General features: G+C 70.2%; 23 protein-coding genes. 14 read left to right on the top strand and 9 right to left on the bottom strand.

Annotated features, from left to right (window positions below):
* Window positions 1-91 precede the first annotated feature (91 nt).
* On the top strand, window positions 92-379 hold the full coding sequence (locus LI334_RS06915) for a DNA-directed RNA polymerase subunit L (protein WP_227259661.1): 288 nt from the start codon (window positions 92-94) through the stop codon (window positions 377-379).
* Here LI334_RS06915 and LI334_RS06910 read toward each other — a convergent pair whose 3' ends face one another.
* A complete protein-coding gene (locus tag LI334_RS06910) occupies window positions 380-658 on the bottom strand; it encodes a UPF0058 family protein (protein ID WP_145847471.1) in 279 nt (92 codons plus the stop codon).
* A gap of 55 nt (window positions 659-713) precedes the next feature.
* On the bottom strand, window positions 714-923 hold the full coding sequence (locus LI334_RS06905; RefSeq protein ID WP_145847473.1) for a DUF7120 family protein: 210 nt from the start codon (window positions 921-923) through the stop codon (window positions 714-716).
* Window positions 924-1,090: 167 nt separating this feature from the next.
* Here LI334_RS06905 and LI334_RS06900 point away from each other — a divergent pair, with 167 nt between their 5' ends.
* Window positions 1,091-1,687, top strand: a complete 597-nt coding sequence (locus tag LI334_RS06900) for a sulfite oxidase-like oxidoreductase (protein ID WP_227259660.1) — start codon at window positions 1,091-1,093, stop codon at window positions 1,685-1,687.
* 101 nt (window positions 1,688-1,788) lie between these two features.
* Here LI334_RS06900 and LI334_RS06895 read toward each other — a convergent pair whose 3' ends face one another.
* Complete coding sequence (locus LI334_RS06895; RefSeq protein WP_227259659.1) at window positions 1,789-2,607, bottom strand: SDR family NAD(P)-dependent oxidoreductase; 819 nt, start codon at window positions 2,605-2,607, stop codon at window positions 1,789-1,791.
* 38 nt (window positions 2,608-2,645) lie between these two features.
* On the bottom strand, window positions 2,646-3,794 hold the full coding sequence (locus LI334_RS06890; RefSeq protein WP_227259658.1) for a cobalamin-independent methionine synthase II family protein: 1,149 nt from the start codon (window positions 3,792-3,794) through the stop codon (window positions 2,646-2,648).
* 99 nt (window positions 3,795-3,893) lie between these two features.
* Here LI334_RS06890 and LI334_RS06885 point away from each other — a divergent pair, with 99 nt between their 5' ends.
* The 5 genes from LI334_RS06885 (at window position 3,894) to LI334_RS06865 (ending at window position 10,276) form a co-directional block, all read left to right on the top strand.
* On the top strand, window positions 3,894-5,228 hold the full coding sequence (locus LI334_RS06885; protein ID WP_227259657.1) for an isochorismate synthase: 1,335 nt from the start codon (window positions 3,894-3,896) through the stop codon (window positions 5,226-5,228).
* Window positions 5,225-6,970: a 2-succinyl-5-enolpyruvyl-6-hydroxy-3-cyclohexene-1-carboxylic-acid synthase gene (gene menD, locus LI334_RS06880; protein ID WP_227259656.1), complete on the top strand. Its 1,746-nt coding sequence runs from the start codon at window positions 5,225-5,227 to the stop codon at window positions 6,968-6,970. The genes LI334_RS06885 and menD overlap by 4 nt, the downstream gene beginning before the upstream one ends.
* A 55-nt stretch (window positions 6,971-7,025) precedes the next feature.
* On the top strand, window positions 7,026-7,616 hold the full coding sequence (locus tag LI334_RS06875; protein ID WP_227259655.1) for a PH domain-containing protein: 591 nt from the start codon (window positions 7,026-7,028) through the stop codon (window positions 7,614-7,616).
* A gap of 35 nt (window positions 7,617-7,651) precedes the next feature.
* Window positions 7,652-8,545 (top strand): 1,4-dihydroxy-2-naphthoyl-CoA synthase, encoded by an 894-nt coding sequence (locus tag LI334_RS06870; RefSeq protein ID WP_227259654.1) that lies wholly within the window; start codon window positions 7,652-7,654, stop codon window positions 8,543-8,545.
* Window positions 8,546-8,701: 156 nt separating this feature from the next.
* A complete protein-coding gene (locus tag LI334_RS06865) occupies window positions 8,702-10,276 on the top strand; it encodes an ATP-binding protein (protein ID WP_227259653.1) in 1,575 nt (524 codons plus the stop codon).
* 251 nt (window positions 10,277-10,527) lie between these two features.
* On the opposite strand, the gene LI334_RS06860 is transcribed toward LI334_RS06865, so the two are convergent.
* Window positions 10,528-11,856, bottom strand: a complete 1,329-nt coding sequence (locus tag LI334_RS06860) for an MFS transporter (RefSeq protein ID WP_227259652.1) — start codon at window positions 11,854-11,856, stop codon at window positions 10,528-10,530.
* Between the two features lie 87 nt (window positions 11,857-11,943).
* Here LI334_RS06860 and LI334_RS06855 point away from each other — a divergent pair, with 87 nt between their 5' ends.
* Genes LI334_RS06855 through LI334_RS06835 form a run of 5 tightly spaced genes read left to right on the top strand, consistent with a single transcriptional unit; the run spans window position 11,944 to window position 16,475 of the window.
* The gene (locus LI334_RS06855) at window positions 11,944-12,882 is read left to right on the top strand and encodes a 1,4-dihydroxy-2-naphthoate polyprenyltransferase (RefSeq protein WP_227259651.1); all 939 of its coding nucleotides are present in this window, start codon (window positions 11,944-11,946) and stop codon (window positions 12,880-12,882) included.
* Window positions 12,879-13,886 (top strand): mandelate racemase/muconate lactonizing enzyme family protein, encoded by a 1,008-nt coding sequence (locus LI334_RS06850; protein WP_227259650.1) that lies wholly within the window; start codon window positions 12,879-12,881, stop codon window positions 13,884-13,886. Before LI334_RS06855 ends, LI334_RS06850 begins: the two co-directional genes overlap by 4 nt.
* Window positions 13,883-15,361 carry an o-succinylbenzoate--CoA ligase gene (menE, locus tag LI334_RS06845; protein ID WP_227259649.1) on the top strand — a complete coding sequence of 493 codons (1,479 nt, stop codon included), beginning with the start codon at window positions 13,883-13,885 and terminating at the stop codon, window positions 15,359-15,361. The genes LI334_RS06850 and menE overlap by 4 nt, the downstream gene beginning before the upstream one ends.
* A 24-nt stretch (window positions 15,362-15,385) precedes the next feature.
* On the top strand, window positions 15,386-16,093 hold the full coding sequence (locus tag LI334_RS06840; protein ID WP_227259648.1) for an NRDE family protein: 708 nt from the start codon (window positions 15,386-15,388) through the stop codon (window positions 16,091-16,093).
* A gap of 25 nt (window positions 16,094-16,118) precedes the next feature.
* Window positions 16,119-16,475 carry a helix-turn-helix transcriptional regulator gene (locus LI334_RS06835; protein WP_227259647.1) on the top strand — a complete coding sequence of 119 codons (357 nt, stop codon included), beginning with the start codon at window positions 16,119-16,121 and terminating at the stop codon, window positions 16,473-16,475.
* Here the strand turns inward: LI334_RS06835 and LI334_RS06830 are convergent, their stop codons facing one another.
* Entirely contained in the window at window positions 16,476-17,156 is a 681-nt protein-coding gene (locus LI334_RS06830) for a universal stress protein (protein WP_227259646.1), read from the bottom strand.
* Window position 17,157: 1 nt separating this feature from the next.
* Complete coding sequence (locus LI334_RS06825; protein ID WP_227259645.1) at window positions 17,158-18,594, bottom strand: APC family permease; 1,437 nt, start codon at window positions 18,592-18,594, stop codon at window positions 17,158-17,160.
* Window positions 18,595-18,671: 77 nt separating this feature from the next.
* On the opposite strand from LI334_RS06825, the gene LI334_RS06820 reads away from it, so the two are divergent.
* Window positions 18,672-19,769, top strand: a complete 1,098-nt coding sequence (locus LI334_RS06820; protein ID WP_227259644.1) for a mechanosensitive ion channel family protein — start codon at window positions 18,672-18,674, stop codon at window positions 19,767-19,769.
* Here LI334_RS06820 and gatA read toward each other — a convergent pair.
* Window positions 19,766-21,085, bottom strand: coding sequence for an Asp-tRNA(Asn)/Glu-tRNA(Gln) amidotransferase subunit GatA (gene gatA, locus LI334_RS06815; RefSeq protein ID WP_227259643.1), 1,320 nt, complete (start codon window positions 21,083-21,085; stop codon window positions 19,766-19,768). The two genes, LI334_RS06820 and gatA, sit on opposite strands and share 4 nt — an antisense overlap.
* A complete protein-coding gene (gene gatC, locus LI334_RS06810) occupies window positions 21,086-21,364 on the bottom strand; it encodes an Asp-tRNA(Asn)/Glu-tRNA(Gln) amidotransferase subunit GatC (protein WP_227259642.1) in 279 nt (92 codons plus the stop codon). It lies immediately after the preceding gene.
* Between the two features lie 129 nt (window positions 21,365-21,493).
* On the opposite strand from gatC, the gene LI334_RS06805 reads away from it, so the two are divergent.
* Window positions 21,494-22,465, top strand: a complete 972-nt coding sequence (locus tag LI334_RS06805; protein ID WP_227259641.1) for a transcription initiation factor IIB — start codon at window positions 21,494-21,496, stop codon at window positions 22,463-22,465.
* Window positions 22,466-22,468: the final 3 nt, after the last annotated feature.

The raw sequence follows: 22,468 nt of genomic DNA, 5'->3' as shown, positions 1-22,468 counted from the left end.
GACGCCGCGCGTCCCGTCGCCCGGCGCGCGTCCCACCGGTCGGGGAGGCCGGTGCGGAAGATTGAAACGCGCGCTACCCCTGCGTTCGTGTATGGATTTGCGGGTTGTCGAGCAATCGGAGTCCGAACTGGTGATAGAAATCGGGGGCGAAGACCACACCTTCATGAACGTCCTGAAGGGCGCGCTCCTCGAACTGGACAGCGTCGCCGCGGCGACCTACGACCAGAACCCCGAGCAGTCCGGCGGCCAGACCGAACCCCTCCTCTCCCTCAAGACGGAGGACGGCGAAGACCCCCTGGACGCGCTCGAAGCGGGCGCGGCGCGCGTGAACGAACAGCTCAGCGACTTCCAGACGGCGTACGAATCCGCGGCGCAGTAACTAGAGTTTTGAGCCGGCGTCGTCCGCGAGTTCCTCCATGCGCTTGGAGAGGCGGCCGGCGTTCGAGAACTCGTCCTCGCTCATCGCGTTCGCGAGCGCGTTCCCCAGGACGAACACGGCGTGCTTGTGCTCGCTCTTGGACTTGTGGACGTGACTCGGGTCGACGTCGAGTTGTTCGTACGCGTCGAACGCTTCCTCGTTGATCTGGTCGTAATCGCGGATGTCGTCCTTGATTTCGACCAGCTGTTCGTGGAGGTCGAGCAGTTCGTCTTTGTGCATAATCGCGCTATGCGATTTGACGGTAAAAACCTTGCTCGCTACGCGCTCACACGCCCTAGAAGACGTACTCGTCCTCGTGGCCCATCATGCCCTCGTCTTCGAGGCCGGCGTCGTCGTCCATCGGGCCGCTGGTCTTGTACGCGCGGATTCCCGCGGAGAGGAGGTCTTCGATGGCCTCCTCGCGGCTCATGAACTCGCCCTGTTCGACGAGCTGGGCGATCTGCATCTCGATGTGGTCGGGGATGTTTAGCTCCACTGTCGGCATGGGTTCTAGATGGGCGTTTGCCCCACCCGTTGATAAACTTGGCGGGCCGAATTCCGCCTGAGAAAAGGATTCTTTTCCTCGTGGAAAACGAATCCCGGTGAGAAGTATCGAGAGTTAGCCGTTCCTGGTATCGGTACGCATACGTGCGGCCCGTCCGAACCCGAAGTATGAGCGTGAAGGACGTCACGGACCTCCACGAGGAGTTCGACGGGGAGCGACTCCCGCCCGGACAGCGGGAGACGAGCAAGTTCCCCGTGCTCTCGAAGGGAAGCACGCCGACCTACGACCCCGACGACTGGACGTTCACCGTCACCGGCGCAGTCGAGAACGAGCTCTCGCTCTCCATGGACGAGTTCCGCGACCTCCCGAGCGAGACCCAGCGCCAGGACTTCCACTGCGTCACCGGCTGGTCGAAGTTCGACTGTGAGTTCACGGGCGTCACCTTCCCCGCCCTGATGGACGCCGCGGGCGTCCAGTCCGACGCCGTCCACGTCATGTTCCACGCCCTCGACGGCTACACCACCAACCTCCCGCTCGACCAGTGCGCGCGCGAGGAAGTCATGTTCGCCTGGGGGTACGACGGCGACGACCTCCCCCGCGAACACGGCGGCCCGCTCCGCGTCGTCACCCCCCACCGCTACGCCTACAAGGGCGCGAAGTGGGTGGACGGCGTCGAATTCCTCACTGAACCCGAGCGCGGCTACTGGGAGAAACGCGGCTACTCGAACACCGCGAATCCGTGGAACGAAGAACGGTACAGCTGAGGAGCGAAGCGACGAAGCTGGACGAATGCGCGAACGTTCACGAGACGCGCTTGGTCTCGTGAGCCAACCAGGACGCGAAGCGTTCTGGTGACGACAGGGGGTTAGTCGGCGGCTTGGCCGCCGTCGATGGGGAGGGTGTGGCCGGTGATGTAGGAGGCGTCGTCGGAGCAGAGGAAGGCGACGGCTCCAGCCATTTCTTCGGGGTCTGCGATGCGGTTCATGGGGACGTCGCGCATGGCGCTGGTGTCGAAGTCGGCGCGGAGGGTGCGGACGGCGAGGCGGACGAGTTCGAGCGCGGATTTGGCGCGGGCGAGGAGTGAGTCGCCGGTGCCGGTGATGCTGGATTGGATGTTGGTCTTGGTTGGGCCGGGGGCGATGGCGTTGATGCGGATGTCCTTCTCGGCGTATTCGAGCGCGGCGGATTTGGTGAGGCCGACGACGCCGTGTTTGCTCGCGGCGTAACTGCTGAGGCCGCCCATCCCCACCAGACCGGCTTCGGAGGCGGTGTTGACGATCGCGTTCCCTTCGGTCATGGCGGGGAGTTCGGCTTTCATGCACGTCCAGACGCCCTTGAGGTTCACGTCGATGATGCGCTCCCAGTCGGCTTCGGTGATGTCGTCCACGCCCGCGAAGTCGGTGAGGATGCCGGCGTTGTTGTGCGCGAAGTCCAATCCGCCGTAGGTTTCGACGGCGACGTCCACCATTCGCTGGACGGAGTCGAGGTCGGAGACGTCCACCTGGGCGAACGTCGCTTCGCCGCCGGCGGCTTCGATTTGGGCGACGGTTTCGCGGCCGCCGTCCTCGGTGATGTCGGCGACGACGACGTTCGCGCCTTCCTCGGCGAACCGGTGTGCGCTCGCGCGGCCGATTCCCGACCCCGCGCCCGTGACGACCGCGGTCTTTCCGGAGAGTCCCTTCATACGCCGAGAGAGGACGCGCGGGAGAATAGGTCTTCTTCCTAGTAGATGCGGTCTGCGGCTATCTGTGCGCCGTCGTCGAGCGCTTCGAGTTTCGCCCACGCGATTTCGGGGTCGACCATGCCGATGCCGGCTTGCGTGCCGAACCCGCAGTCGGGCGCGGCGACCAACTGGGTGTCGTCGGGGACGGCGTCGGCGACGCGCTCTATCCTGTCCGCGATGGTTTCGGGGTGGTCGATGATGTTCGTCTTCACGTCCACGACGCCGGGGATGAGCGTCCAGCCGTCGGGCAGTGGGTGTTCGGCGAACGCGCGGTACTCGTGCTGGTGGCGGGGGTTCGCCTGCTCGACGCTCAGGCCGGTGATGTCGGCTTCGTAGAGCACGGGCAGCATCTCGGCGAGCGGCGTGTCGAGGTGGCCGGGGCCCTCGTAGCTCCCCCAACAGGTGTGCAGGCGCACTTGTTCTGCGGGGACGTTTTCGAGCGCCTCGTTCAGCGCTTGGACGTGGAGGCGGGTTGCGTCCTTGATTTCCTCCAAGGAGGCGTCGGCGTACGCGGCGGTCTGGCCGACGGTGAGGAGTTCGGGCGCGTCGATCTGGAGCGTGAACCCGGCGTCCGCGACGAGTTCGTACTCCGTCTGCATCGCGTCGGCGGCGGCGAACAGGTACTCCTCGTAGTCGTCGTAATGGTCGTTCACGTGCGTGGCGGTGACGACGCTCGGGGACGCGGACGTGAGGAATGTGTCCGAGAAGTCGGCGTCGACGTCATCGAGCGCGGCCTCGAACTCGGCGATTTCGGCTTCTGCTTCCTCGACGCCGGTGTACTCGATGGGGCCGGTGACGACCGGGTGTTCCGCGAGGTTGATGACGTCGGTCTTGAACGTCTCCTCGGCGTACTCGGGGTAGTCCTGGAGGTCGGCCCAGAGTTCCTGTTCTTCGGTGCCTTCGATGCCGCTGAGGCGGTTCTTCACGTACCAGTTGAAGGAGACGCGGGACTGTTCGCCGTTGTTCGCGCTGTCGATGCCCACGTCGGCCTGCCGGCGGACGACCTCGTGGGTCGCGTCGGTGGTCGCGGCTTCCCACTCGTCGGGGTCGACGTCCTCGCCCTCTTCGCGCTGTTTGAGGAGGTCGAGGAGTTCGGGCGGTCGGGGGAGGCTGCCGATGTGCGTCGTCGGAATCCGGTCGTCTACCATCGTATTCGAATAATATTTTCTAGTTCTAATATAACTCACGGTATTCGGGCGTGGTCGCGTACTGGAAAGTATAAACGACCGCCGTCCGAAAATCGGGTAATGGGAACTCGGCGCAACGCGCAGGAGTCCGTGCCGGCGGGCGGACGGCTCGTCAGCCGAACCCGCCGCCTCGACGACGCGCCGCTCTCGGCGCTCGTGCGGGCCGCGGAACGACCGCACGCCATCTGGACTGCGCCAAACGAACCCGCCGTCCTCGCGCGCGGCGCGGCCGCGTTCGTCACCGCGAGCGGCACCGACCGCTTCGCGTCCGTGCGCGAGCAGGCCGCGACCGTCTTCTCGTCAATCGACCGCCCCGACGCCGCCCCGCACGTCGCGCGCCCCCGGTTCGTCGGCGGTTTCTCCTTCCACGACAGACACGACGCCACCGGCGTCTGGGACGGCTTTCCCGGCGCGGGGTTCGTCCTGCCGCACGTCCAGTTCACCGTCACCGACGACGCCACCTACCTCACGGTGAACGAGTACGGCGCGGACGCCACGCCCGCGTCCGTCGAACGGACGCTCGACAAAGTCGCCGCCGCCGCCCGCGACACCACCCACGGCGACCTCGCCGCCCCGCCCGGCGTCCGGCGGACGGAGCGAACCACCGACCGCGAGACCTGGCGCGACCAGGTCGAACAGGTCGTCGAGCGCATCGAGTCCGGAACGCTGGAGAAGGCCGTGCTCGCGCAGTCGCTCCGCGCGGAACTCGACGGCGCGTTCTCCCTCCCGGACGCCTTCGACCGCCTCGCGGACGCCTACCCGGACTGCTTCCGGTTCGCGTTCCGCGCGAACGGCGGCCGGACGTTCTTCGGCGCGACCCCCGAACGCCTCGTCACCCGCCACGGCGGCCGCCTCGAAACCGGCGCGCTCGCGTCCACCGCGCCCCGCGGCGACACGCCCGCGGAGGACGACGCGCTCGAAGCCGACCTCCGCAACTCGGAGAAGTACCAGCACGAACACCAGCTCGTGGCGGACAGCATCCGCGACCAGCTCGACGGCCACGCGCGGAACGTCGCGACCGGCGACCAACAGGTGCGGAAGCTCACCAACGTCCAGCATCTCTTCACGCCCATCAGCGCCGACACCGACGACCACGTCCTCGCGCTCGCCGACGCCCTCCACCCCACGCCCGCCGTCGGCGGCCTCCCGCCGGCCGCCGCGCTGGACGCGATTCGAGAGATAGAGACGTTCGACCGCGGCTGGTACGCCGCGCCCGTCGGCTGGTTCGACGCGGACGGCGACGGCACGTTCGCGGTCGCCCTCCGGTCGGCCGTCGCGGACGACGGCGCGGCCACGCTGTTCGCGGGTAACGGCATCGTCGCGGACTCCGACCCCGACACCGAGTGGGAGGAAGTCCTCCTCAAGTACCGGCCGATACTGGACGCGCTCGAATGACCGCACCCAACCGGAGCACGCTGTTCGCGCGCGCGATCGTCGACGAACTCGCGAAGGCCGGAATCGACTCCGTCTGCGTCGCGCCCGGCAGTCGCTCCACGCCGCTGACCGTCGCGTTCGACGCCCACGACGATATTCGCGTGTTCAGCCACCTCGACGAGCGCGCCGCGGCGTTCTTCGCGCTCGGCCGCGCGAAACGCACCGGCCGCCCGACGCCCGTCGTCACCACCTCCGGCACCGCGACCGCGAACCTCCACCCGGCCGTGATGGAGGCCTCGCAATCGCGCGTCCCGCTCCTCCTGCTCACCGCCGACCGCCCCGCCGAACTCCGCGACAGCGGCGCGAACCAGACCGTCGACCAGGAGAAACTCTACGGGAGTTCCGTCCGGTTCTACAAAGACCTCCCCGAGCCGAACGCGGAACCGCGCCGCCTGCGCGCCGTCCGCACGACGGTTCACCGCGCGCTCGCGGAATCCCGGGGCGCGAACCCCGGCCCGGTACACCTGAACTGCCCGTTCCAGAAGCCGCTCGAACCGACAGAATCGAAGCCGCCCCACGCCGTTTCCGACGACTTCGATACCGAGTACCCGCTCGCCGCGAACGGCCGGGACGCCCCGTTCGTCACCCACCACGCGGGCGAAACGCAGCCCAGCGAGGAGTCGCTCGACCGGCTCGAAACGCTCGTCGCGGACGCCGAGCGCGGGCTCGTCGTCGCCGGCCCGACCGACCATCCGACGCACGCCCCCGCAATCGGCCGACTCGCGGACGCCCTCGGCTATCCCGTGCTCGCCGACCCGCTCTCCGGCCTCCGGTTCGGCGGGCACACGGTCGAGGTACCGACGCTCGGCGGGTACGACGGCTACCTCGACGACCGCGTCACCGCCGACTGGCCGAGTCCCGACCTCGTCCTGCGGTTCGGCGCGTCCCCCACTTCGAAGCCGCTCCGGAACTACCTCGCGCGCACTGACGCCCGCCAGGCGCTCGTCGATCCCGCCGCCGGCTGGCGGGAGGCCTCGTTCACCGCGAGCGACCTCGTCGTCAGCGACCCCGCGCCGCTCGCCCGCAGTCTCGCCGCGCGCGCCGACGAGCGGGGCGCGGACTGGCCGGAACTCCGCGCCGCCGAGCGCGCGCACTGGGACGCCGTCGCGGACGCCGACCGACTGGAGGGCGCGATAGCCCGGGAGGTCGTCGGGTCCGCGCCCGACCCCGCGACGGTGTTCGTCTCGAACTCGATGCCCGTCCGGGACATCGACCGGTTCGCTCGGCCCCGGGACGCCGACGTGTCCGTGCTCGCGAACCGCGGCGCGTCCGGCATCGACGGCGTCACCTCCACCGCGCTCGGCGCGGGGAGCGCGACGGACGACCCGCTCGTCCTCCTCACGGGCGACCTCGCGTACTACCACGACATGAACGGCCTGCTCGCGCTCGCGCGCTGCGACCAGTCCGCGACCGTCGTCCTCGTGAACAACGACGGCGGCGGCATCTTCCACATGCTCCCCATCGAGGACTTCGACCCGCCGTTCCAGGGCCAGTTCAAGACCCCGCACGGCCTCGACTTCGAACCGACGGGCGACCTCTACGGCTTCGACTACGCCCGCACCGACTGCGACGGCTTCCCCGAGCGCTACCGCGCCAGCCTCACGAGCGAGGGAACCCAGGTCATCGAGGTCGTGACCGACGCCGAAGCGAGCCACCGACGCCGCGAGGAACTCCGCGAGCGCGTGGTCGAGGAGCTCGCGTGACACGAGCGCGCACGCCTCCCTGGCCGTTTAAGCCGGTCGTGTGCGTCTCTCCGGTATGAGCACGCACAGCGAATCGGAGTGGTTCGGGTCGGACGCCGTCGCCGCGGTCTACCGCGTGCAATTCCTCCTGCTGATACTGTTCGTCGCCGCGATTCCCGTCGTCGGAACCGCGTTCGCCGCGCCCTGGTACGTCCCCGCCGCCGTCGCCGCCGTCGCGTTCGTCGTCCTCGCGCTCGTCTGGTGGTGGGCGGGCGCGTACGAGCGAACCGTCGGCTACCGGTTCGGACGCGACGAGTTCGAGGCGCGCGGCGGCGTCTTCTTCCGCTCGAAGAGCACGGTTCCGTACGCCCGCATCACGAACGTCGAGACCAAACAGGGGCCGGTGCTCCGGTACTTCGGCGTCGGGTCGGTCGCCGTCCAGACCGCCGGTCGCTCCGGCCAGACCACCCCCGAGGTCACCGTGAGCGCCATCACCGACTACGAGGAAGTCCGCGACCGACTCGTCGAGCGCGTGCGCGCCGAACGCGGCGCGGGCGACGCCACCGGAAGCGAACCGCGACCGAGTGGCGGGGACGCGACGCTCGACGACGTGCTCGCGGAACTCGAACGCATTCGCGGCGTCCTCGACGACCGAGACGGCGAGTAGGGAAGCTTTTTGCGCGCTTGCCCGGGAGTGCGAGTATGGTCTCTGAACTCTTCGACCCCGACCGCTGGGAGCAGGTCGAGGGCTTCGACTTCCGCGACATCACGTACCACCGCGGGACGGACGTGGACGCCGTCCGCATCGCGTTCGACCGCCCCGAGAAACGCAACGCGTTCCGTCCCGGAACCGTGGACGAACTCGCCACCGCGCTCGACCACGCGAAACGCCAGACCGACATCGGGTGCGTCCTCCTCACCGGCAACGGCCCCAGTCCCAAGGACGGCGGCTGGGCGTTCTGCTCGGGCGGCGACCAGTCCGTCCGCGGCGACTCCGGGTACGAATACCAGGGCGAAGACGAGAACCCCGACCCCGGTGAGGCGGGCCGCCTCCACATTCTCGAAGTCCAGCGCGCCATCCGCTTCATGCCCAAGCCCGTCGTCGCCGTCGTCCCGGGCTGGGCCGTCGGCGGCGGCCACTCCCTCCACGTCGTCTGCGACATCACGCTCGCCAGCGACGACCACGCGAAGTTCCTCCAGACCGACCCCGACGTCGCCTCCTTCGACGCCGGATTCGGCTCCGCCTACCTCGCCAAACAGGTCGGGCAGAAGAAAGCCCGCGAGGTGTTCTTCCGCGGGAAGACCTACTCGGCCGAGGAAGCCGCCGACATGGGCATGGTGAACGAAGCCGTCGCCCACGACGACCTGGAGGACGTGGCGCTCGACTGGGCGGACGAGATGAGTCGGAAGAGCCCGACCGCCGTCCGCATGCTCAAGTACGCCTTCAACATGGCCGACGACGGCATGGTCGGCCAGCAGGTCTTCGCCGGCGAAGCCACCCGCCTCGGCTACATGACCGACGAAGCACGCGAAGGCCGGGAAGCCTTCCTCGAAAACCGCGACCCCGACTTCGACGACTACCCCTGGTACTACTAACCCACCTTTTTCTCCGAGAGGGGCGCGAAGCGCCCCGCTCCGACAAAAACCTGGAGGGAAAAACCCGGTCGCCTTCGGCGACCGGTACTGTCCGTCGGTACACCGCTCTCGCTATCCCGCCCCAATCTATTTTCGTGCGTCACGTCGAGTGTAAGTATGGTCGTGGTGTCCCGGCGGGTGTGTGGCGGGGTGCTCGTGGCGCTCGGGGCGGCGCTCGCGGTCGGGCACGCGGGAACGACGGGGTCGGAGCCGCCGCTGGCGTTCGCGGTGACGACGGCGCTCTCCGTCGCCATCGCGGGCGTCGGCGTGGCCATCGCGCGCGGCGGGCTCGTGTCGGCGTGGTGTACGACCCGGGTGCTCGCGTGGACGGCGGTCGCCGCGGGGCTGTTGCCGGCGGCGGTGCTCTGGGTGACCGCGGACGCGCCCGTGTTCACGTCCCTGTTCTCGACGGCTATCGTGGACGCGGCGACGGTCGGCGCGCTCGCGGGCGTGCTCGTCGGCGTGTACGACGCGCGAAACCGGAAGCGCCAGCGCGACCTCGACCGCCTGAACCGCATCACGAACGCGCTCCGCGTCGCCACCCAGGAGGTCGTGCACGCGAACGACCGCGACACCCTCGAACAGGCCGTCTGCGACCGCCTCGCCACGTCCGACCCCTACGAGGCCGTCTGGGTCGGCCGGTACGACGCCGAGGCGGACGTGGTGCGGCCGTCCGCGTGGGCGGGCCTGCCCGACGACTACTTCGACTCACTCACCATCCCCACGGACGACACCGAGAAGGGACAGGGGGCTGGCGGGCGCGCCATCAAGACGCGTGAGACGCAGGCGATTCCGGACGTGTACGCGGACGAGACGATGGAGCCGTGGTGGCGTATGCTCCGCGAGCACGGCGTCCAGTCGCTCGCCGTCGTCCCTATCCACCACGACGACACCGTCTACGGGTTCTACAGCATTTACGCCGACCGCCCGGACGTGTTCGACGAGACCGAACGCGACGTGCTCACGGAACTCGGGGAGACGCTCGGGAACGCCATCGCCGTCATCGAAACCCGGGAGCGACTCGCGCAACGCGAACAGGAACTCGCCCGGCAGAACCGCCGCCTGGAGGAGTTCGCGAGCGTCGTCAGCCACGACCTCCGCAACCCCCTGAACGTCGCGGAGGGCTACGTCGACATCGCGCGCGAGACGGCGGACGCGGAGACGGCGGACGCGCTCGACCGCGTGGACGACGCGCTCTCCCGGATGCACGAACTCGTCGAGGACGTGCTCGCGCTCGCCCGGCAGGGAGACACCGTGAACGACCCCGAGACCGTGTCGCTGTCGGGTGTCGTGACGGACGCGTGGGAGACCGTGGACACCGCAGAGGCCACGCTCGAAACCCGCGACCTCCCGCGGGTGCGCGCCGACGGAAGCCGCGTCCGGCAACTCCTCGAAAACCTCTTCCGGAACGCCGTCGAGCACGGCGCGGGCGACGACGGCCGCGTGACCGTGACGGTCGGCTGGCTCTCCGACGGCGCGGGGTTCTACGTCGCCGACGACGGCCCCGGCATCCCCGACGAGGAGCGCGAGCGCGTGTTCGAGACCGGGTACTCGTCGAGCGACCACGGCACCGGATTCGGGTTGAACATCGCGCGCACCATCGCGGAAGCGCACGGCTGGCGGGTCGAGTTGACGGAGAGCGAGTCGGGCGGCGCGCGCTTCGAGTTCAGAAACGTAGAGACCGCAGAGTAGGACAGACTGCAGGAGGGGGACGAGGGGGAGCCGTCCCCGGATGTGTGTCCGATTCGCCGCGCGCCGGGCGCGTCCACGCACGGCCGCTACGGAGCCGCGCGAGCGCCCGACGACGGCGGGTGCCAGTCAGTGCATGTCGGGATGGTCAGGCGAACGACGGGGGTCGTTCGTACTCCCGTAGCGAGCGTGACACGGGGGACGTGTCACACGTCCTCCTTCCACCCCCTGGTTGTTAACTCCGACTCGCGTTCTCAGTTCGTGGGATTGGCGTCGATGGCGTCGAGCGCGAGCACGACGGCCGCGCCGGCGACGACGAGCACGGCGGCGACCGTGAACGTCGGGACGTAGTCGTAGGCGGCGGCGAGCCAGCCGCCGAGGAGGCCGCCGACGCCGCCCGCGGCGGAGGAGAGCGCGGTGTAGAGGCCGAGCGCGGCCCCGCGGTTCCCGGGGCTGGCGTACCGGGCGACGAGCGAGTTCGCGGTGACGGCGATGACCGCCCAGGAGAGACCGGTGAGCGCGAACAGGCAGGCGACGGCGGCCAATCCGGTGAGCGTCGAGGCCTGGACGGCGTACCCGACGGCGGCGACGACGGGGAAGACGACGGCTCGCAGGCCGAGCGCGCCGGACTGGAGGCGGCGGAGGTCGTAGCGGTCTGCGAGTTCGCCCGCGCCGACGTAGAACACGGCGGACGCGAGACTGGAGACGACGTACAGCGCGAACACGGCACCGTCCCCGAACCCGGCCTGCGTGAGGAAGTCCGGGAGCGGCGCGCTGAACACGGAGAACCCCGCGAAGAAGACGGAGACGGCGGCGAAGTAGACGATGAGGGGGCGGCTGAGGCCGGTGAGGAGGTCGCGGGGGCTGGTGGTGCGGGCGAGCGAGACGACGCGCCCCGGAAGAAGTGGGGAGAAGACGGCGCGGACGGCGCGCCGGGACGGCCGGGAGCGGAGGCGGCCGCGGAGGCCGCGCGTGCCGGGTTCGCTCGGGAGGGAGCGCGCGGCCGCGGCGGTGCAGGCGACGGTGATGGCCGCGCAGAGCCAGAGGAGCGCGCGCTGGGTGTCTATCGCGGGGAGGCGCGAGCCGACGACGAGCGTCCACACAGACCCGAGCACGAGGCCGGCGGTCCAGCCGTACCCCTGGTACTTGTTGAGGCGGGCGATGCGGCCGTTCCAGCGGGACTGCGGGGCGTCCGCGAGCACGAGCGTGGTGATGACGGGCGTGACCGCGGCGACGAACAGCCAGAGCGCCGCGTCCGCGACGACGACCGCGGCGACCGACCCGAGGAGCGGGAGCGCGGCGAACGCGACGGCGATACCCGCGAACCCGACGAGGACGACCGTGCGCTGATGGCCGAACCGGTCGGTGAGCGGGCCGACCGCGAGCGAACTCGGTGCCATCGCCATCGAGGTGGCGAACCAGAGCACGCCGAGCGCGACGGCGTCCCCGCCGAGCTGGACGACGTAGAGCGGGACGAGGAGGCTCGCGACGCCGATGGCGACGTTCGCGCCGCCCCACGCGTACAGCCAGCCCTCCCCGCGCGGTGCGCGCTCCGGTTCGATGTCGGCCGCGGTGTCGGACACGCCCGGGGAGTCCGAGCGCCGGCGGGAAAAACCGCACGGGGTCGGACAATCGCAGGCGCTTTCCTCCACCGCCACGAACCCGGGCGTATGTCAGAAGCGGAAGCGGACATCTCGCGGACGCGCGCGTGGGTGGTCGCGGCGCGCCCGCACACGTTCCCGGCCGCCGCCGCGCCCGTCGTCGTCGGAGTCGGACTCGCGCTCCGGGACGGCGTGTTCGCGCCCCTCCCGGCGCTCGCGGCGCTCGTCGGGTCGCTCCTCATCCAGATCGGCACGAACTTCGCGAACGACTACTACGACGCCGTGCAGGGCGCGGACACCGACGACCGCGAGGGGTTCACCCGGGTGACCGCGAGCGGCCTCATCGAACCCGGCGAGGTGAAGCGCGCGATGTACGGGACGTTCGCCGCCGCCATCCTCCTCGGCACCTCCCTCGTGTACGTCGGCGGCGTCCCCATCCTCGTCATCGGCCTCCTGTCGGTCGCGTCCGGCATCGCGTACACCGGCGGCCCCTACCCCCTGGGCTACCACGGACTCGGCGACCTGTTCGTCTTCGTCTTCTTCGGTATCGTCGCCGTCGTCGGCACGTACTACGTGCAGGCCGCCTCCCTGGTCGCGGGCGCGTTCCCCGCCTGGATTCCCGCGGGAACCGTCACCGTGGACGCCTTCGTTGCGAGCCTGCCCGTCGGCGCGATCGCGACGAACGTCCTCGTCGTGAACAACGTCCGCGACCGCGAGGAGGACGCCCGAACGGGGAAGAACACGCTCGCCGTCCGGTTCGGCTACGCGTTCAGCCGCGCGCAGTACGTCGCGCTGTTCGCGCTCGCCTACCTCACCCCGGGCTGGTTCTACCTCCGCACCGCCGACCCGCTCGTCCTCCTCCCCCTGCTCTCGCTCCCGCTCGCCGCGTCCGTCACCCGCACCGTCCTCACCGAGACCGCGGGCGACGAACTGAACCCCGCGCTCACCCGGACGGGCCAGACGCTCGCGCTCTACACCGTCCTGTTCGCGCTCGGACTCGCGCTATGATTTCCTCGTTCTCCCTCCCGCTCGCCGACTCGCTCGACACCGCCGCCGGAACCATCACCGAACGCGAGGGATTCCTCCTCCGCTCCCGCGACGGCCTCGGCGAAGCCACCCCCCTCCCCGGCTGGACGGAGTCCCACGAGGACTGCCGAGACGCGCTCGAAACCGCGGACGCCGCGCTCCCCGACTGGCAGGCCGCGCTCGACGCCTGCGAGGGCCGGCCGGCCGCTCGCCACGCCGTCTCGCTCGCGCACCTCGACGCCGCCAGCCGGGTCGAACAGGAACCCCTGTACCGATTCCTCGCGGACGACGACGCCCGTGTCGAATCCGTGCCCGCGAACGCCACCGTCGGCGACGCCCCGGTCGAGGGAACCGTCGAGTCCGCCCGGGAGGCCGTCGCGTCCGGGTTCGACTGCGTGAAGGTGAAGGTCGGCGCGCGACCCGTCGCGGACGACGTGGAACGCCTCCGCGCGGTGCGGGAGGCGGTCGGCGCGGACGTGGAACTCCGCGCGGACGCGAACGCCGCCTGGAGCGCCGACGAGGCGAACTATGTATTCGACGAACTCGCCGGCGTCGTCTCGTACGTCGAACAGCCGCTCGCGAAGGGCGACCTCGACGGGCACGCGGCGCTCCGCGAACACGACGTGGGCGTCGCGCTCGACGAGACGCTCACCGAACACGGGATTCGCGAGGTGCTCGCGGCCGAGTCGGCGGACGCCGTCGTCCTGAAGCCGATGGCGCTCGGCGGCATCGACCGCGCCCGCGAGGCCGCGCTGACCGCGCGCGAAGCCGGGGTCGCGGCGGTCGCGACCACGACCATCGACGCCGTGGTCGCCCGCACCGCCGCCGTCCACCTCGCCGCCAGCCTCCCCGGCATGCCCGCGTGCGGCCTCGCCACCGCCCACCTGCTCGACGACGACCTCGCGCCCGACCCCGCGCCCGTCGAGGACGGTGAAGTCAGCGTCCCGCAGGAACCCGGAAACCTCCCCGGGGAGGTGGAGCCGTGAGGGACTGGCTCGCCCACCGCGTCCGCGCGTCGCCGGACGCGCTCGCGCTCGTGGACGCGGATTCCTCCCGAGAGTGGTCGTTCCGCGACCTCGACGACGCGGTGGAGACCACCTCGCGCCGCCTCGCGGGACTGGGCGTCGAACCCGGCGACCACGTCGGCGTGCTGATGGAGACCCGGCCCGCGTTCGTCCGCCTCGTGTTCGCCGCACAGCGCGTCGGCGCGACGCTCGTCCCCCTGAACGCCCGCCTCGCGCCCGCCGAACTCGCGGGGCAGGTCGAGACCGCGGACGTGCACGTCGTCGTCACCGAAGCCGAGAGCGAGACCGACGCGGTCGAAGCCGCCGGCGAGGTTCCCGTCGCGTCCGTGGACGCGCCCGACCACGAGGGCGTGGACGCGCTCGACGCACACGACGCGGCGGTTCCCGAACCCGACCGGTCGGTCTCGGACGCGCTCGCGCTGATGTTCACGTCGGGCACGACCGGCGACCCGAAAGCCGTGCGGTTGACGCACGCGAACTTCCTCGCCGCCGCCGCCGCGTCCGCCTTCCGCCTCGGCGCCCTCCCCGACGACCGCTGGCTCTGCCCGCTCTCGATGTACCACATGGGCGGCCTCTCCATCGTCCTGCGGAGCGTCCTCTACGGGACGACGGCAGTCGTCCAACGCGGCTTCGACGCCGCGCGAACCCTCCACAACCTCGACGCCCACGACTGCACGGGCGTGAGTCTCGTGCCGACGATGCTCCGCCGGATGCTCGACGCCGGCGAGTTCCCCGACTCGCTCCGCTTCGCCCTCGTCGGCGGCGCGCCCACGCCCGTCGAACTCCGCGAGGACGCGGTGTCGCGCGGCGTCCCCGTCCATCCGAGTTACGGGATGACCGAAGCGGCCTCGCAGATTGCGACCGGCACGCCCGCCGAGACCGAGGCCGCGCCCGACTCCGTCGGCCGGCCGCTGATGGGCTACGACGTGACCGTCGCCGGGCCCGAGGGCGAACTCCCGGCGGGCGAAGTCGGCGCGATACACGTCGCCGGCCCCTCCATCACGCCCGGGTACTACGACGCGCCCGAGGCGAACGCCGACGCCTTCACCCGGCACGGCTTCGACACCGGGGACGCCGGCTACATCGACGCGAGCGGCCGGCTTCACGTCCTGAACCGGCAGTCCGACCGCATCATCACCGGCGGCGAGAACGTCCACCCCGCCGAAGTGCTGGACGTGCTCCGCGACCACCCCGCCGTCACGGAGGCGGCCGTCGTCGGACTGGACGACCCCGAGTGGGGCGAACGCGTCGCCGCGCTCGTCGTCCCGGAGGGCGAGACGGACGCCGACGAGATTCGGGCGTTCTGCCGGGAGCGCCTCGCGGGCTACAAGGTTCCCCGAACCGTCGCGTTCGCGGACGACCTGCCGCGCACGGCGTCGGGGACGGTCGACCGCGCGGCCGTCCGGGAGGCGCTCGCCGCGGCCGCGGACGTTTAAGTCGCGGCGCTCGTGTCTCCGGTCGTGTGCACCCTGATACTCGCGTGGCGGGCGTTCCCGGACGCGCCCGTGGTGGTCGCCGCGAACCGCGACGAATCGGTGAACCGGCCCTCGACGCCGCCCCGGGTTCGCGACTGGGAGCGCCCGGCGCTCGCGCCCGCCGACGAGCGGGCGGGCGGGACGTGGATGGGCGTCACCGACACCCGACTGTTCGTCGGCATCACGAACCGGCGCGCCGACGGCGTGGAGGGCGAGCGCTCGCGCGGCCTGCTCGTCAGGGACGCGCTCGAAGAACCCACCGCTGACGCGGCCCGCGACCGCGTCCGCGCGGAACTCGACGAGCACGACTACGACGGCTTCAACCTCGTGCTCGCGGACGCCGACGACGCCGTCCGCCTCTCCTGGGACGGCACGCTCACCGAGGAGCGACTCGACCCCGGCGTCCACGTCGTCGTGAACACCGGATACGCGCCGCCCGAACGCGCGCCCGCCGTCCGCGACGCCCTCCCGCCGACTGACGGCGACCCCGACGCCTGGCTGGACGAGACCAAGGCGGTGCTGCGCGACCACGATGTCGGCGCGTGCGTCCACCACGAAGACCGCGGGTTCGGCACGCGCTCGTCCTCGCTCGTCCGCATCGACAGCGCCGGCGACGTGCGCTTCGACTACGCTGACGGCCCGCCGTGTCGCACCAAGTACGACCCCGCGGACGACCGCAACGGCCACATTTAAACCGCGCGCGGACGCCTATTCGACTATGAGCGCCAGCGACGACCAGCCGGAACTCTCGGAGGTCGAACGACGGGCGGTGGAGCTCGTCCACGAGACCGGCGGCATCCACCAGAGCGACTTCTGGAAGGAACTCGACGTGTCCTCCCGGAAGGGGAGCCGCATCGCCTCCAAACTGGAGGAGTACGGACTCGTCGACCGCGAGGAAACCGTCTACAACGGGAACACCACGTACTACCTCGAACCGGTCATCGACGAGGCCGACCTCGACTTCTCCCTCCTGATGGCGGGCGACATGCTCTCGCCGTTCGTCGGCGAGGAGGAACTCGACCCGCAGAGCGACGCGTTCAGCCAGTGGATTCTCAACCTCGTCTACGAGGAGTGACTACTCGCGCGCCCGGACGACGAACACGGGCCCGAGCGCTTCCGTCGCGACTCTGTCTTCGAGCTCTCCGAACACCCACTCCGTGAGCGACGGCTGCGGTTCACCCATCACGATGGCGTCGTACTCCGCGGCGACGGACGCGATGGCGTCCACGGGGCCGCCGCCGGAGGCGTCCGCGGCGGTGAGGTGGTCGGCGTCCACGCCCGCCTCGCGGAGCGCCGCCGTCACGTCCTCGGGCGCGAGATTCTCGTCCAGCGCGAACGTCGTCACGTCGATGTCGCGGCCGGCGACGAGACCGGCGACGAACCCCGCGACCTCCGCGAGGTCCGGCTGGCCGACGAGCGGGACGAGCACGTCCTCGACCTGCATCGCCGCGCCCGGGTGGACGACGGCGTCCGCGTCCGCCTCGTCGGCGGTGCGGGCGATGGTCTGCTCGACCTCGCCCGTGAACACCATCCGGGTCTCGACGGTCGCGCCCGCGTCCCGGAGCGCGGCCGCCACGTCGTCGAGTCGTTTCTGCGCGCGGTCGCCGAACTGCTCGCGCGCCGCGCCGGGCGGCGTCTGGTCGGGGACGCGGTAGTAGCCGAGCACGAGCACGTCCGTCGGCGCGAGGAGTTCGACGAGGCCGGGCGAGAGCGATTCGTCCTCCAGCACGCGGAGCGGAAGCAGTATCGTTCTCATCTCAGAGCACCCCCTTGAGGGAGACGTCGCGGGCGTAGTAGTAATACCACGCGGCCGCCGCGACCATCAAGGCCACGCCGATTACCTGTGAGAGCCGTTGCATGAACGCGATGAGGCCGAAACTCGCGAGCGCGCCGACGCCCGCGACCACGCGATAGGCGGGGACGCGGAAGTCGGGGTCGTACCACTCGGGCGTGTTCCGCCGCATCTGGAACAGCGCGACGCAGATGAGGCCGTACATCACGAGGTGGAGGAAGGACGCGACCTCCGCGAGCACCTCGGTCTGCCCGGACGCGACGAGCACGAGGACGGGGACGCCCGCCATCGCGAGCGCGACGTGCGGCGTCCCGTACTTCAGGTTAATCGCGCCCGCCTTCTTCGGGAGGAGCGCGTCCCGGCTCAAGGCGTAGACGGCGCGCGAGGAGCTCATGATGGACGCGTTCGCGCTCGACACGGTGGCGAGCAGGCCCGCGAGGAGGATGGCGATGACGCCGGGCAGGCCGAAGAACTCGCCCGCGACCTCGACCATCGCCGTCTCCCCGAACCCGCCGAGGGTCTTGCTGCCGAACGCGCTCGTCGCGACGAAGATGGTGGCGACGTAGAAGACGGTGACGAGAATCACCGACCCGACCATCGCGAGCGGGAGGTTGCGGCCGGGTTTCTTGATTTCGCCGGCGACCGTCGCGACCTGCGCGAACCCGAGGTAGGACGTGAACACGAGCGCGGCAGTGGTGAACACGGGCGCGAGGCCGAACGGCGCGAACGCCTCCGGGGTCGAGGACGCGCCGAACACGCCGAGCGCGTCGAGGCCGCCGTATCCGAGGAAGACCGAGAGAATCACGAGGAGCAACGCGACGACCGCGTTCTGGAGTTTCGCGGTGTTCTCCGTGCCGGTGAAGCTCATCGCGGTGAGGAGCGCGCCGAACACGAGGCCGAGCGCGGTCGTCGGCGGGACGGGCCAGGAGAGCGCGACGCCCGCGCGCCCGAGGAGTTCGACGGCGTAGCTCCCGAACCCGACGAGGTAGAACGAGGACGCGAACACCAATCCGAGCCAGAGGCTGATGCCGACGATTGCGCCCGCGAGCGACCCGAGCGACCGCGAGATGAAGTAGTAGCCGCCGCCGGAGCGCGGCATCGCCGTCGCGAGCTCCGACGCCGGGAGCGCGACGAGCAACGCGATGACGCCGCCGATGGCGTACGACGCGGCCGCCGCCGGCCCCGCCTCCTCCGCGGCCAAACCGGGGAAGACGAAGATTCCCGCGCCTATCATCGTCCCGACGCCGATGGCGAGCCCGCCGACGAGCCCGATGGTTCGTTCGAGTTCGACGCCCTCGTCCGTGACCGTCGCCTCGTCGGTCGTCTCGCCGACCGGCGCGGCGCTCGGTTCCTCGCCGGCGCGGTTCTCACCGCTCGGAGCCGGCGGTTCCTCCGTTCCCATACAGGCTTCCTCGAACGAACACACCAAAACGCTGTGGCCGCCGGAGACGCTATGCCCGCAGACCGCCTACCGACCGCATGCTTCCCGGACTCCTCGACTGGCTCGCCGGCCTGCCGCCGTGGCTCGGCGTCGCCGCCCTCGTGACGGCGTCCTTCGTCGCGGCCGTGCTCGTGAACGAAGTCGGCCTGCGCGCCGTCCGCCGACTCACCCGCCGCACCGGCACGACCGTGGACGACGCGCTCCTCCGCGAACTCCGGGTTCCGATACCCGTGACCGTCGCCGTCGCGGGCGCGTTCCTCGCGCCCAGCGTCGTCCCCGTGACGGACGCGACCGCGCTCGTCCTGCGCGCGAGCGCGCTCACCGCCGCCGCGCTCGTCTGGGCGCGCACGCTCGCCCGCCTCGGAACCCAGGGGTTGCGCGCGTACGACGCGCACACCGACGAGGGCGCGGACTTCGCGCCCATCTTCCAGAACCTCTGGACGTTCCTCGTGCTCGTCGCGACCGCGTTCGTCGTGCTCACCGTCTGGGAGATAGAGATAACGCCCCTCCTCGCCTCCGCCGGCATCGCCGGTATTGCAATCGGGTTCGCCGCGAAGGACACGGTCGCGAACTTCTTCGGCTCCATCTCTCTCTACGTGGACGGCACGTACGCCGTCGGCGACTACGTCGAACTCGACACCGGCGTCGCCGGCACCGTCCAGGACATCTCGATTCGCTCCACGCGCATCCTCACCCGGGACAACGTCGTCGTCACCGTCCCGAACGCCGTCCTGAACTCCGCCCAGCTCACGAACCACTCCGCGCCTGTCGGGAAGACCCGCGTGAAAGTTCCGGTCGGCGTCGCGTACGGGAGCGACCTCGACACCGTCGAGGAGTGCCTGCTCGCCGCCGCGGACGCCGTCGAACTCGCCGCGAGCAATCCGAGTCCGCGGGCGCGCTTCCGCGGGTTCGGGGACTCGGCGCTCGACTACGAACTCCTCGTCTGGGTGCCGAGCCCGCTCCACGACGGCCGCGCGACCCACGAACTCAACCGCGATATCTACGCGCGCCTCGACGCCGCCGGCGTCGAGATACCGTTCCCGCAGCGCGATGTCCGCGTTCGCGACGCCGACGCGACGCCGACGCTCGACGCGCACGGAACGACCGGAGAACAGAAACGGCGGGACGCCGCCTAGGCCAGCAGGCTGCCCGCGCGAATAATCGTCTCCTCGCCGAACGCCGGGCCGACGAGCTGGAGGCCGACCGGGAGGCCGTCGGACTCGCCCGCGGGCACGCTGATTGCGGGGAGGTTCGCGAGGTTCACCGGCACCGTGTTCGCGTCCGCGAGGTACATCTGGAGGGGGTCGTCGAGGCTTTCGCCGAGTTCGGGCGGGAGCATCGGCATCGTCGGGGACGCGAGCACGTCCACGGTCTCGAACGCCTCGTCGAAGTCCTGTTTCACCCACGCGCGGGCCTCCTGCGCCTGCTTGTAGTACTTGTCGTGGTAGCCCGCGGAGAGCGCGTACGTCCCGAGGAGGACGCGGCGTTTCACTTCGTCCCCGAAGCCCTCCTCGCGGGCGTCCGAGAACGCCTCGTTCCAGTTCCCGTCGTAGCCGCCCGAGGTGCCGTAGCGCACGCCGTCGAACCGCGCGAGGTTCGAGGACGCCTCGGACATGGCGATGACGTAGTACGCGGCGACCGCGTACTCGACCGACGGCAGGCTGACCTCGACGATTTCCGCGCCCGCGTCCCGGTACTCGTCGAGCGCGTCCTCGAACACCTCGACCACGGCCTCGTCCGCGCCAGCGCGGGTCTCACCGCCCTCCGCGGGGTCGTCGCCCGCGCGCTCGCGGCCGCCGACCAACTGGGTCGGCACGCCGATGGTCAGGCCCTCGACGTCGCCGGTCGCGGCGCTCGCGTAGTCCGCGTCAGCACCCGCTTTCCGGGTAGTGCCGTCGTTCTCGTCGGGGCCGGCGATGACGGAGAGGAGTTCGGCGGCGTCCGCGACGGTGTTCGCGATGGGGCCGATCTGTTCGAGGCTGTTCGCGTACGCGACGAGGCCATACCTCGAAACGAGGCCGTACGTGGGTTTGATGCCGACGACGCCGCAGTAGGCGGCGGGACAGCGAATCGAGCCGCCGGTGTCGCTGCCGAGCGCGAGGTCGGCGTCGCCCGCCGCGACCGCCGCCGCGCTTCCCCCGGAGGAGCCGCCGGGGACGCGGTCGTCGTCCACGGGGTTCGTGACGGGGCCGAACGCGGACGTCTCCGTGGTGGTCCCCATCCCGAACTCGTCCATGTTCGCCTTCCCGACGATGGTCGCGCCGGCGTCCTTGAGCCGGGAGACGACCGTGGCGTCGTAGGGCGGGACGTAGTCGGAGAGCATCTCCGAGCCGCAGGTGGTGCGGACGCCCTCGGTGGAGATGTTGTCCTTCACGGCGACCGTGCGGCCGTCGAGGACGCCGGACTCGTCGCCCGCGATGTCGGTCTCGGTGATGAACGCGTTGTGCGACATCTACGACACCCGCGGCCCCTTGAAGAAGCCGTCCTCGCTCTCGTCGGCGTTCGCGAGCGCCGCCTCCTGGGAGAGCGACTCCTCGACTTCGTCTTCGCGCATCACGTTCACGAGTTCGGGTTCGGACTCGACCTCGGGCACGTCTTCGAGGGCCTCGAAGTAGCCGAGAACCTCGGAGAACTGCTCGGCGAACGCGTCCACCTCGTCCTCGGAGAGGGTGACGCGCGCGAGGTCCGCGACGTGCCGGACTTCCTCCGCGTCGACGGCGGGTTCGCTCATATCCCGAGACTCGGTTGTGGCGTCGGTAAGAGTTTCGATACGGTCATAAGCCTTATTCAGCGGCCGGGCGTCACCACTAGGCACTCGATTACACACGGGCGGCGCGCGTGGGGCGTCGCCGGGTTCACTATGAGTGATTCACGCCTCAGACGACGGAGCGACGAGCGACGCACCGAGCAGGAGACAGAGTCCTCGGAGGACCTCCAGTGTCCGGAGTGCGGCGGGAGCCTCGCCGTGGACGAGGAGCGCGGCGAGACCGTCTGCACGGAGTGCGGGCTGGTGGTGGAGGAGGACGGCATCGACCGCGGGCCGGAGTGGCGGGCGTTCGACGCCGCCGAGAAGGACGAGAAGAGCCGCGTGGGTGCCCCGACGACGAACATGATGCACGACAAGGGCCTGTCCACGAACATCGGCTGGCAGGACAAGGACGCCTACGGAAATAGTTTGAGTTCGAATCAGCGCCAGAAGATGCAGCGACTGCGTAAGTGGAACGAGCGCTTCCGCACCAGGGACTCGAAGGAGCGCAATCTGAAGCAGGCGCTCGGCGAAATCGAACGCATGAGTTCGGCGTTGGGGCTTCCGAAGCCGGTTCGGGAGACGGCGTCCGTCATCTATCGGCGCGCGCTCGACGAGGACTTGCTTCCCGGTCGCAGTATCGAGGGCGTCGCCACGTCGGCGCTGTACGCGGCGGCGCGACAGGCGAACACGCCCCGGAGTCTCGACGAGGTGTCGAACGTCAGTCGCGTGGACAAGGATGAAATCGCCCGCACCTACCGGTACGTCGTGCGCGAACTCGGGTTGGAGGTCGCGCCCGCCGACCCCGCGAGCTACGTCCCCCGGTTCGTGAGCGACCTCGACCTCTCCGACGAGGTGGAGCGACAGGCGCGCGAACTCCTCTCGAACGCCCAGGACGAGGGCATCACGAGCGGGAAATCCCCGGTCGGGCTGGCGGCCGCGGCGGTGTACGCGGCGAGCCTGCTCGTGAACGAGCGCGTCACCCAGAACCAGGTGAGCGAGGTCGCGAACATCAGCGAGGTCACCATCCGCAACCGCTACCACGAACTCCTCGAAGCCGCGAGCGACATCCCGATGGACGCATAGGAC

The organism is Salarchaeum japonicum, from assembly GCF_020614395.1.
Lineage (GTDB): Archaea > Halobacteriota > Halobacteria > Halobacteriales > Halobacteriaceae > Salarchaeum > Salarchaeum japonicum.
Note: the sequence above shows the minus strand (reverse complement) of the source record. Positions and strands in the feature narration are given on the sequence as shown.